Raw genomic sequence first — 12,960 nt, 5'->3', positions numbered from 1 at the left:
TAACGACGGCCCGAGGATGGGAGCGGTGACGCTGTGATGATCTGAAACCACATCCAGGTGGCCATGAGCGGAAAAATGATCATCTGCGGACCTCGTGCATTGTCATTGTCAGTGAATAGTGAGGGTCAGCTGACGCATTTCGTCGCCAACAGGTCGTTGAAAGCGTTAGTCACAAAATCGATCGCGGTTAACAACCACGCGCTGTCGACGCGGCCAGCAGCGGCTTGCCGCAGCATCGCTGACTTATAAAATGAGGCGGCGTAGGCGCGACAAGTCTTCTCGTTGTCGGCCGCATTAGCGGGTTTGCTGCTTACAGTCGCGGAGACCGCGCGAGCGGCGTTAACATCCTTGTTTAACGTGGACTCCGCCGCAAGTCCGGGAATTGTAGATGCATTGATCAGAGCAGAAGCGATGAGAACAGTGATTCTCCTCATGAGCGGACTCCAGAACGCGAGTTGTTGCGAGGAGGCTTACATTTCTGCCGGTCTGTCTTCTATTGCACGTGGGTTGTTCAGCGTACGGCTGTAGTTGGGCCACATAAACCTTGGCTTAGAAAACGCGAGTGACGATTTCGGATGCCGGCAGAGGAGGCGCCGCTCTCACCCTCCTGGCGAGTTGACGGGCTCCAGGAGCTGACGGGAATGTTCGCTACAGTGATCGGCTGCTCTGCTATTGTCGCGACAACGGTAATGCCTCACCCGAATTTCCCGGTGCACCGCCAGTTGCGCTCAATTCTCGTGAGCCGATATAACGACAGAGGCGACGAAACAGTAGCCGCGTCCGGGGATGTTGACGATGAAGCGATTCCCATCTTGGCCGTCACGCAACGCGCGACGTAGCGCTGACATATGAACCGTGAGGTTGGCGGGCTCAACGAACACATTGGGCCAAACGCGAGCCATCAAATCCTGCTTGGTGACCAACTCTCCGTGGCGGTCAAGCAAAGCAATCAGGATTTCCAGAGCGCGACTTCCGAGAGGCACGGGCTTGTCGCCTTCCAGCAAAAGGAACTGCGTTCGAAGCAGGCGAAACGGTCCGAACGAAACTTCTGTTGGCGTTGCGCCGGCTGGTTCGGTTCGTCTCTCGAAGAGTTGCCTGGCCGCATCCGGACGCTGAACGACGCGTCCGACGTCAAGCTCTCCCCCTAGGCGTCCGAAAGCTGCAGTCGATCGCATAATGACCTCGCTTGCTTTTGCAGGGCTACTCCCCGCAAAGATGCTATTGACCCGCAATCTGACGATTTGGAGTGCTGCGAGCTATTCCACGCGGGTGGCGCGCAGTGACAGATTTGGTTGCGTTGCCTAAACCTAGATTTACAAGCCGGGAGGCGGCTTCAATCGGGCGGACAGATTGTAAGTGCTATGGCGGGATCACTTGGCTGTCAGTATCGATCGAATCGTTGCCACAGTGCGCAGCAGCCCGCTCTTCGTTTGCTCTGACACTCAGTGCAGATAATCGCAGCGGAACCGGACCCGCGAGCCGGCAGTTGCAAGAGAATGTCGGCGGCGTCGCCGCCGGCCTTTTCTTCTGTTTTGCTTTGCGGATTGCTCGACTGCTCAACTCATCCGGCCGCGCGAAACGCACATCGAGCAAGAACGCACATCTTAAGAGCGTTGCGGCGTGTGAGGCACCAGCTTGAGCTTGTCAGCCATTCGGCCGAGTTCTGGAAGCGAACCGGCCTGCATCTTCTGCATCGCCCTGCTGCGATGCACCTTCACCGTGGCTTCGGCGATGCCGATATCGTGGGCAATCTGTTTGCTCAGGCGGCCGCGCGCCACCTGAATTACGATCTCGCGCTCCCGGGGACTTAGGGAGGCGAAACGCTGCCTTAAGGAGACCATGTCCTTGTCATTCTCCCGCCGCGCACGATCGCGGGCCAAGCCAAGCTGAATGGCATCGAGAAGATCTTGGTCGCGGTACGGCTTGGTCAGGAACTCAATCGCCCCCCCCTTCATTGCCTGCACAGACATCGGTATGTCGCCGTGGCCCGTGACGAAGATGATCGGGATCTCCCTGTCTGCCGCAGCCAGCTCGCGCTGGAAATCGAGGCCGCTTTGGCCGGGCAATCTGATATCGAGCACCAGGCAGGTGGGGCAATCCAGTGGATCGGATTTGAGGAAGTCGGAAATGGAGGCAAATAACTGAACGTCAATGCCGAGCGATCGCAGCAGGCGCCCGACCGACGCACGGAGATCCGGATCGTCGTCGATGACCAACACGGTGGAGGTTGCGTCAGACATCGCTGCCACTCGGAAGAGATCACGAAAATCAGCCTGCATCTTGGTTTGCAGGTCCGGCAGACCGCGCATTTCTAATCCCAATCGTGGAACCTGAACAGCCCCTTTTTTCTGACGGATACGCGCAGGCTACTCCAAACCTTACGCGCGCTGACACAGCTCACTCCCCTCCGACGCTCGGGTCGACTTTCGGTCGAAGTTCGATCTCTAGTCGGCCCGATAGCTGCTGAGGGAAGCTGCCCATCAGCTCATGTTTGCCACGCGTATTCAGCGCTCGGCGGATCGAGCCAACGCCTTGGCTGCGTCGTCGAGCGTAGCCCTCTCGGCTCGCCGCTCGTAGTCGTCGGCAAGAGCCCTAAGCTGAGCCGCAATGGCTTGGTCCGTCATGGTTTTGGCAGTGTGAAGCAAAGTCTGCGCGGCCTTCAAATATTCCTTGCCTCGTTGTGAGATCTGAAGCGTCATGACGCCCTCGCGCGGTTTTCGGGCGACTGGTCGAAAGCGAATTGGAACCAGCCCATCCAATTGTGGTCACCTCGGCGGCGCGCCTTGAAGCGATCGACGCACTTCCTGGAGCAAAGCGGCGTTCGCCACGAATAATGCCGGACGAGACCAAACTTGCCCTCACAGACTGCGCATCGCACGGCCTTGTCGGACCCGTGACTTTCGAGGCGGTAAGTCATTGTTTGCTCCTTTTGGCTTGTGCGCATTTCGGATGCACTAAAACTAAGAGGATTGTCACCAACGGCTCAATTGAGCGCGGGTTGAGCTCGGACATCCAAAGGGGGCGGGACGATGATACTAAGGCTTAGGGCGCTCGGGCGAGTCCTAGAGTTCGCCCGCTGCGATCCCGCGACCGCTTTCGTCCGGCCGAAGCCTCGATTGCAAGTCATGCCGGATAGGCTTCGCGATCATCGTCCAGATAAACCAAAGTTTACGGGGCACAGGCGGCACACTGGTGGCATTCTCTCAGATATCAAGCAATGTGAGTGTCACTATAATTGGATAGTTATCTGCCCGCAGACGCGTCCAGCGAACGGCCATGGGCGGTATGATGAAAAAGGTACTAGTTTCGGTCGTCGAAGATGATCGGTTCCTTCGTGAGTCCATGTACAGGCTCATGAGATCGCTGGGTTATACGGTCGAAATTTTCGCGTCTGCAGCGGATTTTCTCGCCTCCCCGCGGCTTGCCGAAACAGCTTGCCTGATCGCCGACATCCACATGCCTGCTATGACCGGGCTCGAACTCTACCGGCATCTTATCGACACGGGCAACGCGATACCGACAATCCTCGTGACGGCCTTTCCCAATGATGCTGATCGGGCTTGCGCCCTGAACGATGGGGTCTTGTGTTACCTGCGTAAGCCGGTGGATGAGGACCATCTCACACGATGTGTTTACGCGGCTCTCAGGTCGGCAGGCTCGCCTGAGAAGGGGTCGTGAGCTCCCGTTCCGCCCCCGGCAGTGTGAACTGGAACACGGCGCCGCGGGGTTCGTTCGCCTCCGCCCATAGCTTGCCGCCATGAGCGCGGATGATAGACCGGCAGATCGACAGCCCCATGCCCGTTCCATTGGGCTTCGTGGTGTAGAAGGCGTCAAAGACCCGGTCGAGATGTTCCGGATCAATGCCCGGCCCAGAATCGCGCACGGCCACGACGGCGCCTGCTTGGCCTTCCTCTGTGCTGATCAACAACTCTCTCGCCCCCTCCTCCATCGAACCCATTGCTTCAGCCGCATTCAGAATCAGATTCAGCAAGACCTGTTGCAGCTGAACGCGATCCCCCAGAACCGAAAGTAATCCCTCTGCAAGCCGGGTCTGGACCGAAACGCCATTCCTGAGGGTCACACTTCGAGCCAATACGATCACTTCGTTGATTGCCACGTTGAGGTCAAAGCACTCTTTTCGCGGCGGCGCTTTCTTGATTTGCTCTCGGATGCGATCGATGATTTCTCCTGCCCGATCGGCATCCCCGACGACACAGGAAAGCGCTTCCCTGACCTCGCCCAGGTCCGGCGGCTGCATCTTCAGAAAATTCTGGGCCGCCCGCGCGTTGTTGCGTGCGCTGGCGATCGGTTGCGCGATTTCGTGCGACAGCGAGGCTGCTAACTCTCCCATCGTGCTCACGCGGTTCATGTGGGCGAGATTCGCCTCGCTTTCCCGCAATGATTCCTCAGCTTGTTTGCGCTTTGTCACATCTACAGCGGTACCGACAAACTGGATGAGCTCGCCGTCTTCGTTGAGAACCGGATGACCTGAGGCACTGATGTGCCTAACTGTTCCGTCTGGCAGCACAACCCTGTACTCGGCATAGGTGTCAATTTTTTTGCGAAGCGACTCCTCAAATCTCTCCTTTACCCACTCGCGATCCTCGGGGTGGATCTGCAGTCGAAAATTTTCTCGAGAAGGTAGGCTCGACCGTGGATCCAGGCCGTAAATGTGGAACATTTCCTCGGAACAATACAGCACCTGTTCCGTGCGGGGATCCCAAGCCCAACTGCCTGTATGCGTCAGCTTCTGCGCTTCGGCCAAATAATCCTTACTTCGCATCAGAGCTTCTTCGGCGCGCTTGCGTTCAATGAACTGACCGATCTGGCTGCCGATGGTGGCCACCATGTCGAGCAGCTCTTGATCGGGTTGCTTGATCTCGCGGCTGAAAAACTCGATCACGCCCAAGACTTCGCTCCCGAGCAGGATAGGAAAGCCGATGGCCGCGTGTAGTCCTTCGCGTTCGGCGATGGGTCCGCGCGGCAAATTTTTATCAGGAACGACATCCGGAATGTATACGGGCTTAAGGCTGGACCACACCCGGCCCGGTAGTCCCACCCCCGGATTGAAGGTGAACTGCCAATCGGCTCTTTCAAATTCGGGGATTTCTATCGACGCTTTATGCCAAAGCTCGACACAGCGCAGCGCCTCGGCCTCCCGGTCCACACGCCAGAGCGCGCCTACGTCCCATCCCAGACACTCGCCCATGGCCCGCAGTATTCTCGGAGTGACCTCCTCGATCGTGGCCGCTTCCGCCAAGACCTGCGCGACGGTGTGCTGCACGCGGAGGCGGTCCTCCGCGCGCTTGCGCTCTGTCAAATCGAGCACGAATGCTAGGCCCTCGTCGCCTCCTTCTCTGAACAGAGCGACGCCAATAAGCACAGGAACGCGGCTGCCGTCTTTCCGAATATACTCCTTCTCGAAGGGCTGAACTATCCCGGTTGAGTTCAGTTCCGCCCGAGTCAACATGTCGCGCTCGCGCCATTCCGGCGGCGACAGCTCGGTCCAGCGCACGCGGCCCGAAACGAGGTCTTCACGGTCATATCCCACGATACGGAGAAACGCGTCATTGGCTTCAAGAATTCGACCTTCGCGGTCGGCAATGATGATCCCAATGATGTTCGCGTCGACCAAACGCCGAATCTTCCCTTCGCGGTCTGCGACGTCGCGATAAAGCCGCGAATTTTCGAGTGAGATCGCCGCCTGCGACGCAAGCACCGTCAACAGGGCGACGCGATCGGGCGTAAAGGCCATGGGCGTCAGATTGTTCTCCAGGTAGAGGATGCCTGTAAGCCTTCCCTGGTTGATTAACGGAAAACAGAGAATAGAACGGAGATGATTCTCAACGATGTAGGGATCGTCAGAATATGGATTGCGAGATGACGCGTCGTCGAGAATAACGCTTTCCCGGGTGCGCAGGACATAGTGGAGCACCGTCTCCGGCAGCACTGTCGCAGCCACCTCCTCGTCGCGCAGATGCACGGTCACCGAATCGCCGTCCGTCGTTGCTTCGGCGGCGATCCGTTGCTCAGCTCCGCGTGAAAGAATCAACAAGCCTCGTTCGGCGCCAGCCTGTTCGAGCGCCGTGCGCATAAGCAATTCGAGCAGCTTCTCCAGCACGATCTCGGCCGAGATGGCCTGCGACACCTTGATCACCGTTGCGAGGTCGAGTTGCTCGACACACGCTGCGATCGTGCTTGTCGAAGCAGGTGCGGGCTCTTCCATCCTGAGGCGCGGATACATCGCATCCAGTTGGCGCACCTTGCCGTCCGCGCCCCAGCGCAGATAGCAGTCGCGGGCGTTTCGCAGATATAGGTGCGCGATTTGATTGAAACCGCACGCGGTGTAAAAGCGTGCCGCCAGCTCTTTGGCGAGCGCCTCGTTGTGGACAAAGCCGTTTGCCTGTGCCGAACGGATGGCTTGCTCGTAAAGGTTCATGGCATCGAACGCGCGACCATCAATCCGGGCAATCTCCGCACTAACCAACGCTGCGCGGTCTTCGAAGTTTTCAGGACAGGCCGCGGCCCAGCTGGCGAGCTGACTGTGATGAGGGGCCAAGGCCTCCAGAGTCGGCGTCCGCTGGCCGACAGGCATCGAATCGCAAAACGCCGCGTACGACAAGGCGCCGTAGAAGTGATAGTCGGCCGCCTCCATGATCGTGAGGGACATGCTCAGAAGCGGCTGCGCCATCGATGCAGCATCAACCGCTTTCGCATAGTCACCAGCCAAAAAGCGGGCCTGCAACTTGCAGATCCAATACAAGCATTGGCCGGCCGTCACGTCCGAAGTGTTCGCGAAATCGCGTTCGATTCGCTGCTCATCAAACTGCCCGTCATCCAAGGAGCCAAATCTTGCCGTTGCGCCGCGTAGCATTCGTACGATAGCGAGTGCCACACCGATGATTTCGAGGTTTGTGCCAAGCTGTATGTGGCCTAAGTGTACCCTCTCAGCTTCACGTTCGATGTCGGCAAGCGCATCACCGACTGCAAGAAGATTCAGGACCCTCAGCCCGGAGCAAATCCCCGCATACACGAGGTCGCCGGTTTTCTGCGCCGCATCAAATGCGCGGCCAATGAGTTCGCAGCATGTTCTGATATGCCTTGTCCAAGGCATGACCATATTTCCGCAATTCAGGTACACACCCGCCTGGAAACGCCATAGTCCACGCTGCTCTACGAGCTCACAAGCGAGTTGCCCGACGCGGTACGCGCCCTCGTACTCGCCGAACCGCAGCCCGGCGATCATTCCAAGCCGGCCATAGGCGACAGCAGACGCGTCGCTGTTGCCACGATCCAAGGTAAGACGCAGCATTTGGCAGACGACGAGCGTGTAGAGGTTGAGGTCGGTGTATTGTGCCGACGAAGAGAGCCGGTTCAGGACATCTAGCTCGGCGAGCGCTGCCGGGTCGATCATCAAGGGAAGGGCCATCAGCTCCTCGGTCGCGCGCCGGCCGAGCTCCGACCAGACATGCTGATACGCTTGGCGCGCCTCCTCATCCGTCGGATGCGGCGACCAGCTGATGCCGAGGTACCTTAAGTACTCGAGACCGACGGCGACCGAGCGGCTGGGCTGATTGAGCGTGAGGTAAAGGTCGATTCTGAGGCGCGCCACATCCGCTCGATCAGCCATATCCGTGACGCGAGCAGATAATGCAGCCAAGTGGCTTTCTGCGTCCGACAGCGCGCCAGTCAAGAGCTCGCATTCGGCGCGATGGAGGTCGAGTGCGAAGATGAGCGCCCACCGGCGCTCCCAGCATCCCTCCGCCAATAGGCCTCGACCGGTGATAAAGTAACTGAGCGCCGAAACGTATGCAGCCGACGCTTTGGCGCGCCGGCCTGCTGCCAAGTTCAATTCCGCGGCCTGCTCGCGTTCATCGACCGATGTGATCAAACCAAGACCTCGGTTGAACTGATTAACGATTTCAAAGGTCGCCTCGTCTCGCTTCTCCGGAGATGTCCGTGCCGCGAGCAGTCTCGCTATTCGAAGGTGCGCCTCGCCGCGCAGTTGCTCCGGGATCAGCCCATAGGCGGCCTCCTGAACGCGATCGTGGACGAACCGGTAAGCGCCTGCCACACGCTCGACCAACTCCTGATGGCGGGCCGGCCACAGACTCGTATCGAGTTGCTCCTCCGAAATCCCGAGTACCATCGAAAGGACTGTGCTCTCGGCAATGTTTCCAAGACAAGCCAGCTGCTGCAATGCATTCTGCGCCTCGGTCGGCAGGCGGGTTAACTTCCCGACCATAAGATCAGCGACATTATCGGTGTAGCCCTTGGCTTCAATGCGGTCGATATCCCAGGACCAGCGCGCGCCGTCATGATCGAATTTGAGTAGTCCTTCCTCGACGAGCGAAGACAGGAACTGAACGGCGAAAAACGGATTTCCGCCGGTCTTCAGTTGTACCAGCTTCGCAAGCGGCTTTGCGCGCTCTAACTCGCAGCGAAGTGCGTCCGCAACCAACTGCCCAAGATGCTCTTGGGCGAGCGGCGACAGCTTGATCTCTGCGACCTTTCCGCCAGCGGTCTTTATGGCGTCGAGTTTTCTCGTTAGCGGATGGGCCGCAGCGACTTCGTTGTCGCGATAGGCACCGATAAGCATGAGGTGCTCCGAATCTGGCCGCAACAGGTCCTCCAGCAGATCAAGCGTCGCCGCGTCGACCCACTGCAGGTCGTCGAGGAAGAGCGCCAGTGGCCGGTTCGAGCGGGCAAGTGCGCCAATGAAGCGCCGAAATACGAGTCGAAAACGGCTTTGTGCCTGCTGTGGCGGCAACTCAGGAACCGGTGGCTGGTCTCCGATGACTAGCTTGAGTTCGGGTATGAGGTCGATCATGAGTCGCCCGTTCGATCCAAGCGCCTCTAAAAGCACGTGCCGCCAGCTTGCCAACTCGGTGTCGCCCTTGCTGAGGAGAGACCGGACGAGACTTTGAAAAGCCTGCACCAGTGTCGCGTAAGGAATATCGCGCTTGTACTGGTCGAATTTGCCAGACGCGAACAGGCCGCGCCGCGGCACCAGCACCTTGTGTAGTTCGTCGACGACTGAGGACTTGCCGATGCCGGAATATCCTGAGACAAGCACCAACTCTGGCTCACGGGTCTTGACGATGCGATCGAAGCTGGAAAGCAACGTCGCGATCTCGCGATCTCGTCCGTACAGCCTTTCGGGGATCAGCAGCTGGTTCGGCGTGTCCTGCAGGCCGAGCGGGAAGTCATCGATGCGGCGGCGCGCTTCCCATTCCGCCAGGCAGCGTCGCAGATCGCGCTCGACACCGCCGGCGGTCTGGTAACGATCCTCGGGTGTCTTGGCGAGCAGTTTCATGATGATCGCCGAGACGGGCGCTGGGACACTCTCTAACCGCTCCCCTGGCGGCACCGGCTTTCTGGCAATATGGCAGTGCACCCACTCCATGGGATCGGCCGCCGTTAAGGGCAGAACGCCCGTGAGCATCTGGTACAGCGTGACGCCGAGGGCGTAGAGATCGCTGCGGGCGTCGATCGAGCGGTTCATCCGCCCGGTTTGTTCGGGTGCCATGTAGGCGAGCGTACCGGCGATGGTCTCGGGCGGCTCGGGCGCCTGCCGCTCGCGGGACAGGCGCGATGCGATGCCAAATCCGGTGAGCCGCACGTGTCCATCGGCGCAGTGCACCACAATGTTAGCTGGCTTGATGTCCTTGTGGATGAGGCCGCGCTGGTGGAGCTTGCCTATAGCTGTTGCAGCACCGATCGCGAGGGCCAAGAAGCCTCCCAAATCCATCGGTGAGCCGAGCAGCCTAGCGAGCGGCTCGCCGCCCGGATCCTCGAGCACCAGCAGCATGGTGCGGCCGCTGCCGCGCTCCACCTTGAGCGGTCGCACAGCCCAGGCTGCGTCCAGCTCATCCTTCAAGCTCAATTCGTGAGCGAGGCGATCGAGTCTTGAGCGGGACGGTTGGTCGATGGCACGGGCATCAAGCAGCACGGCGAGCCGGTTGCCATTGTCGTCCAGTCGCCAGCCACGGCTCAACACGCGCTCGCCGTCCTCCCACAACACCTGAGAGCTACCGTCCGAGTACGCGACGTTCAGCGACTGCTGCACCATCTGTCAGACTCCGACGTCGGGCTTCGGCTTGAAGTCGGCTGATCAAGCTCTTCGTGCGCCACACGCGCGGCCTCGCGTCCCTTAGTCTTGCCGGATGCGCGGACGGAGATCTTCCTTCTCCTTAGCAGCAATTTGGAGCGATTTGCCGGGCTTTACTCGCTACGGCGGCGCACACGAGTCAATAAGCGCCCTGCCCGCTGGTTCCAAGGGAACTCGGAGCGCAACTGCGACCCGGAAGGAAGGAGAACAGCCCATGGAGCTTCATCAAGTTCGCTACTTCCTCGCCGTCGCGTCCACACTCAATTTCACCCGCGCAGCCGAGCAGTGCAATGTCACGCAGCCCGCCCTGACCAAGGGGGTGCAGAAGCTCGAGCAGGAGCTAGGCGGCCAGTTAATCTACCGCGAGCGCCAGTTAACGCAGCTCACGGACCTTGGGAAGGAAGTCCTTCCGATGCTGGAGCGCACATTGGCCTCGGAAGAGGCGGTGCGTCGCAGAGCCCAGGAGTTCCAACGCAAGGAGGTCGCGCCACTGAAGATCGGCCTCGCCCCCTCCATCTCGGCGTCGCTCGTCCTCGATCCGATCGCGGAGATCGCAAAGTTAGTCCCTGGGCTTCACGTCGAGCTGCGTGAGGGCGCAGCGGAGAAGCTCGTCGACCTCTTGCTTGAGGGGGACATCAACGCCGCAATGGTCGGGGATGTGCAGGACATGCCTGCCCGCATCGATGACTGGCTACTGTTCGAGGAGCGCTACGTCGTGGTTCTCGCGCCGACACACCGGCTCGCAAACCGTCCCTCGATCGGCATCGACGACCTCCGCGAGACCGTCTTGCTGGAACGCGCCGGATGCGACGTCGCCCCGAAGATCCAACGGTCGTATTTCCCCGAGGAACCGCTCCGGCTCGGCTATTGCAGCGGTCACGACTTGCACCTGCAGCACATGGCCGCGGCTGGCTTCGGCGTGATACTCGCGCCCGAGCACATGCCGCACCTTCCGACGCTCAAGACCATTCCGCTCGAAGGCGCCCCGGTTTCGCGGGAGGTGCGGCTGCTGGCTGTGCAGGGGCGCCGCTACTCGCCCGCGCTGGACGCTTTCGTCAAGGTCGCGCGGCTTCGCGACTGGTCGGTCGATGTCCCCCAGAAGGGCATGCTGCATGCAACGCTTTCGGAGGTGGCTAGCGCGCCCGCATGACCACGACGCGCACGCCGGCGGACAACCGCTTCCAGCCAATCGACCGGCCTGGGCGCTTGCGTCACACTGGAGTGGCCCGGCGAAGCGTAGCGCTATGCAATCCATTCCCGATCGTTATTTCGCGGAGGCCGCGGCGTGCGATAGCGTCGGAGTCATCGCGACAACGTCGCAGGACGAGGAACAGGAAATGACAACGGCGACTTGGAACGGCGCGACGATCGCGGAGTCGGATAAGACGGTCGTCGTCGAGGGAAACCACTACTTCCCGCCCGGGAGCATCCGCAAGGAATTCCTACAGCGGAGTTCGAGGACGAGCCGCTGTCCGTGGAAGGGTATGGCGAGGTACTACTCGTTGGTGGTGGACGGAAAGACCAACGAGGACGCCGCGTGGTACTACCCGGAGCCGTCGACGGCGGCCGCGAACATCAAGGACTACGTGGCTTTCTGGAACGGGGTTGACGTCGGGTAGCACGAGCGAAAGGCCGAGACGTGAGCTACGTGGTGGTTACGTGCTGGGTCGCGCAAGACGAGCACAAAGACGAAATCGACCGCGCAATCGAGCGGAACGGGTGCTGGCAGCGTAAAAGGGATGGCGGGAAACCCCGGCGGCATGGAGCCGGCTGAGCAGGACCTGCTCGCCGACCTCAGACGAGCGCGCCGTTCCCTTCGGCTTCAGGCCATGGACGAGCCCGCGACGGCGGCGCGCCCGACGCTGGGGCAAAGGATAGCAGACGCAGTCGCCACCGTCATGGGATCGTGGAGCTTCATCATCGTCCAGAGCGCGATCCTGTTCGTCTGGATAACCGCCAACCTGGTCGGCGCGATGAGGGGCTGGGACCCCTACCCGTTCATTCTTCTCAATCTCGCGCTTTCGTTCCAGGCGGCCTACGCCGCGCCGGTCATCATGATGAGTCAGAACCGGCAGCAGGACATTGATCGCAAGGCTGCGGAGAACGACTACCGGATCAATGTGAAGGCAGAGCTCGAGATAGAGTTGCTGCACGAGAAGATCGACCAACTGCGTGAGCGCGAAGTCCTGAAGCTAACGGAGGCCGTCAGGACGCTAACCGAGCTGCTGGAGCGGTTGGCGTTGGATGCCCGCGAGCCCGATGCGGAAGGCGGACGGCCGTCATAACGCGCGGCTATCGACTTCATGGCGTGACGTCATTTCCCATTCGCCGCACGGAATACCATGTTTCACGGTACGTTGTGAGCGGCGACCTTTCGCCGCCACTGCGAAGTCGAATAAGGGTCCAACAATCAGGAGTCTACAAATGTCAGTCCAGCAGCCGGTTCTCACACCGCCACACGGCGGCGAGACAGTGACCTCGAGCGGAGGCTCGAGCATCGAGATGAAAGTGGAGAGCAGCCAGTCCGGAGGCGAATATGGCGCTGTCATGTGGACGGTGCGGGCCGGAGAGGAGCCGCCGCTGCACACCCACTCGCGCGAGGACGAACTGCTCTACGTGGTGCAGGGCAAGCTCATCGCGCGGGTCGGCGATGCCCGTGTCGAGGTGGGACCGGGCGCCTACGCAGCTCTTCCCCGCGGAGTGCCGCATACGATCGAGGTGGTCGGCGACCAGGCGACCCTGCTGCTCAGCTTCGTGCCGGGTGGGCTGGAGCGTTTCTTGGTCCCACGGAAAGGCGAGCAGCCCGATCCGGCCACTTTCGGCCTGACGTTCCCCTAGGGGCGGCGACC

At 60.3% G+C, this 12,960-nt stretch carries 10 protein-coding genes; 5 read left to right on the top strand and 5 right to left on the bottom strand.

Annotated elements, in window-relative coordinates:
* Positions 1-125: 125 nt before the first annotated feature.
* From KUF59_RS20305 to KUF59_RS20290, 4 genes are all read right to left on the bottom strand, one after another.
* Entirely contained in the window at positions 126-434 is a 309-nt protein-coding gene (locus KUF59_RS20305) for a hypothetical protein (RefSeq protein ID WP_212459342.1), read from the bottom strand.
* 294 nt (positions 435-728) lie between these two features.
* Complete coding sequence (locus KUF59_RS20300) at positions 729-1,175, bottom strand: winged helix-turn-helix domain-containing protein (protein WP_212459341.1); 447 nt, start codon at positions 1,173-1,175, stop codon at positions 729-731.
* Positions 1,176-1,604: 429 nt separating this feature from the next.
* On the bottom strand, positions 1,605-2,240 hold the full coding sequence (locus KUF59_RS20295) for a response regulator transcription factor (RefSeq protein ID WP_212459625.1): 636 nt from the start codon (positions 2,238-2,240) through the stop codon (positions 1,605-1,607).
* Between the two features lie 264 nt (positions 2,241-2,504).
* Positions 2,505-2,699 carry a hypothetical protein gene (locus KUF59_RS20290; protein ID WP_212459340.1) on the bottom strand — a complete coding sequence of 65 codons (195 nt, stop codon included), beginning with the start codon at positions 2,697-2,699 and terminating at the stop codon, positions 2,505-2,507.
* A 577-nt stretch (positions 2,700-3,276) separates the two neighbouring features.
* Between KUF59_RS20290 and KUF59_RS20285 the strand changes: the two genes are divergently transcribed.
* Complete coding sequence (locus tag KUF59_RS20285; RefSeq protein WP_249140429.1) at positions 3,277-3,678, top strand: response regulator transcription factor; 402 nt, start codon at positions 3,277-3,279, stop codon at positions 3,676-3,678.
* Here KUF59_RS20285 and KUF59_RS20280 read toward each other — a convergent pair.
* Positions 3,644-10,072 carry an AAA family ATPase gene (locus KUF59_RS20280; protein ID WP_212459339.1) on the bottom strand — a complete coding sequence of 2,143 codons (6,429 nt, stop codon included), beginning with the start codon at positions 10,070-10,072 and terminating at the stop codon, positions 3,644-3,646. The genes KUF59_RS20285 and KUF59_RS20280 overlap by 35 nt on opposite strands.
* A gap of 253 nt (positions 10,073-10,325) precedes the next feature.
* Here KUF59_RS20280 and KUF59_RS20275 point away from each other — a divergent pair, with 253 nt between their 5' ends.
* The 4 genes from KUF59_RS20275 (at position 10,326) to KUF59_RS20260 (ending at position 12,949) form a co-directional block, all read left to right on the top strand.
* Positions 10,326-11,261, top strand: a complete 936-nt coding sequence (locus tag KUF59_RS20275) for a LysR family transcriptional regulator (protein ID WP_212459338.1) — start codon at positions 10,326-10,328, stop codon at positions 11,259-11,261.
* A 187-nt stretch (positions 11,262-11,448) separates the two neighbouring features.
* On the top strand, positions 11,449-11,730 hold the full coding sequence (locus KUF59_RS20270) for a DUF427 domain-containing protein (RefSeq protein ID WP_212459337.1): 282 nt from the start codon (positions 11,449-11,451) through the stop codon (positions 11,728-11,730).
* Between the two features lie 120 nt (positions 11,731-11,850).
* Positions 11,851-12,396, top strand: a complete 546-nt coding sequence (locus KUF59_RS20265; protein WP_212459336.1) for a DUF1003 domain-containing protein — start codon at positions 11,851-11,853, stop codon at positions 12,394-12,396.
* Positions 12,397-12,535: 139 nt separating this feature from the next.
* On the top strand, positions 12,536-12,949 hold the full coding sequence (locus tag KUF59_RS20260; RefSeq protein ID WP_212459335.1) for a cupin domain-containing protein: 414 nt from the start codon (positions 12,536-12,538) through the stop codon (positions 12,947-12,949).
* Positions 12,950-12,960: the final 11 nt, after the last annotated feature.

This window comes from Bradyrhizobium arachidis, assembly GCF_024758505.1.
Classification (GTDB): Bacteria; Pseudomonadota; Alphaproteobacteria; order Rhizobiales; family Xanthobacteraceae; genus Bradyrhizobium; species Bradyrhizobium manausense_C.
The sequence above is the reverse complement of the archived record's forward strand: the minus strand, read 5'-3'. Positions and strand labels throughout refer to the sequence as shown.

Coding starts and splice junctions, on each gene's coding strand:
- KUF59_RS20260 (WP_212459335.1), top strand. CDS start 12,536: ATGTCAGTCCAGCAGCCGGTTCTCACACCGCCACACGGCGGCGAGACA.
- KUF59_RS20275 (WP_212459338.1), top strand. CDS start 10,326: ATGGAGCTTCATCAAGTTCGCTACTTCCTCGCCGTCGCGTCCACACTC.
- KUF59_RS20295 (WP_212459625.1), bottom strand. CDS start 2,240: ATGTCTGACGCAACCTCCACCGTGTTGGTCATCGACGACGATCCGGAT.
- KUF59_RS20280 (WP_212459339.1), bottom strand. CDS start 10,072: ATGGTGCAGCAGTCGCTGAACGTCGCGTACTCGGACGGTAGCTCTCAG.
- KUF59_RS20285 (WP_249140429.1), top strand. CDS start 3,277: ATGGGCGGTATGATGAAAAAGGTACTAGTTTCGGTCGTCGAAGATGAT.
- KUF59_RS20270 (WP_212459337.1), top strand. CDS start 11,449: ATGACAACGGCGACTTGGAACGGCGCGACGATCGCGGAGTCGGATAAG.
- KUF59_RS20305 (WP_212459342.1), bottom strand. CDS start 434: ATGAGGAGAATCACTGTTCTCATCGCTTCTGCTCTGATCAATGCATCT.
- KUF59_RS20300 (WP_212459341.1), bottom strand. CDS start 1,175: ATGCGATCGACTGCAGCTTTCGGACGCCTAGGGGGAGAGCTTGACGTC.
- KUF59_RS20265 (WP_212459336.1), top strand. CDS start 11,851: ATGGCGGGAAACCCCGGCGGCATGGAGCCGGCTGAGCAGGACCTGCTC.
- KUF59_RS20290 (WP_212459340.1), bottom strand. CDS start 2,699: ATGACGCTTCAGATCTCACAACGAGGCAAGGAATATTTGAAGGCCGCG.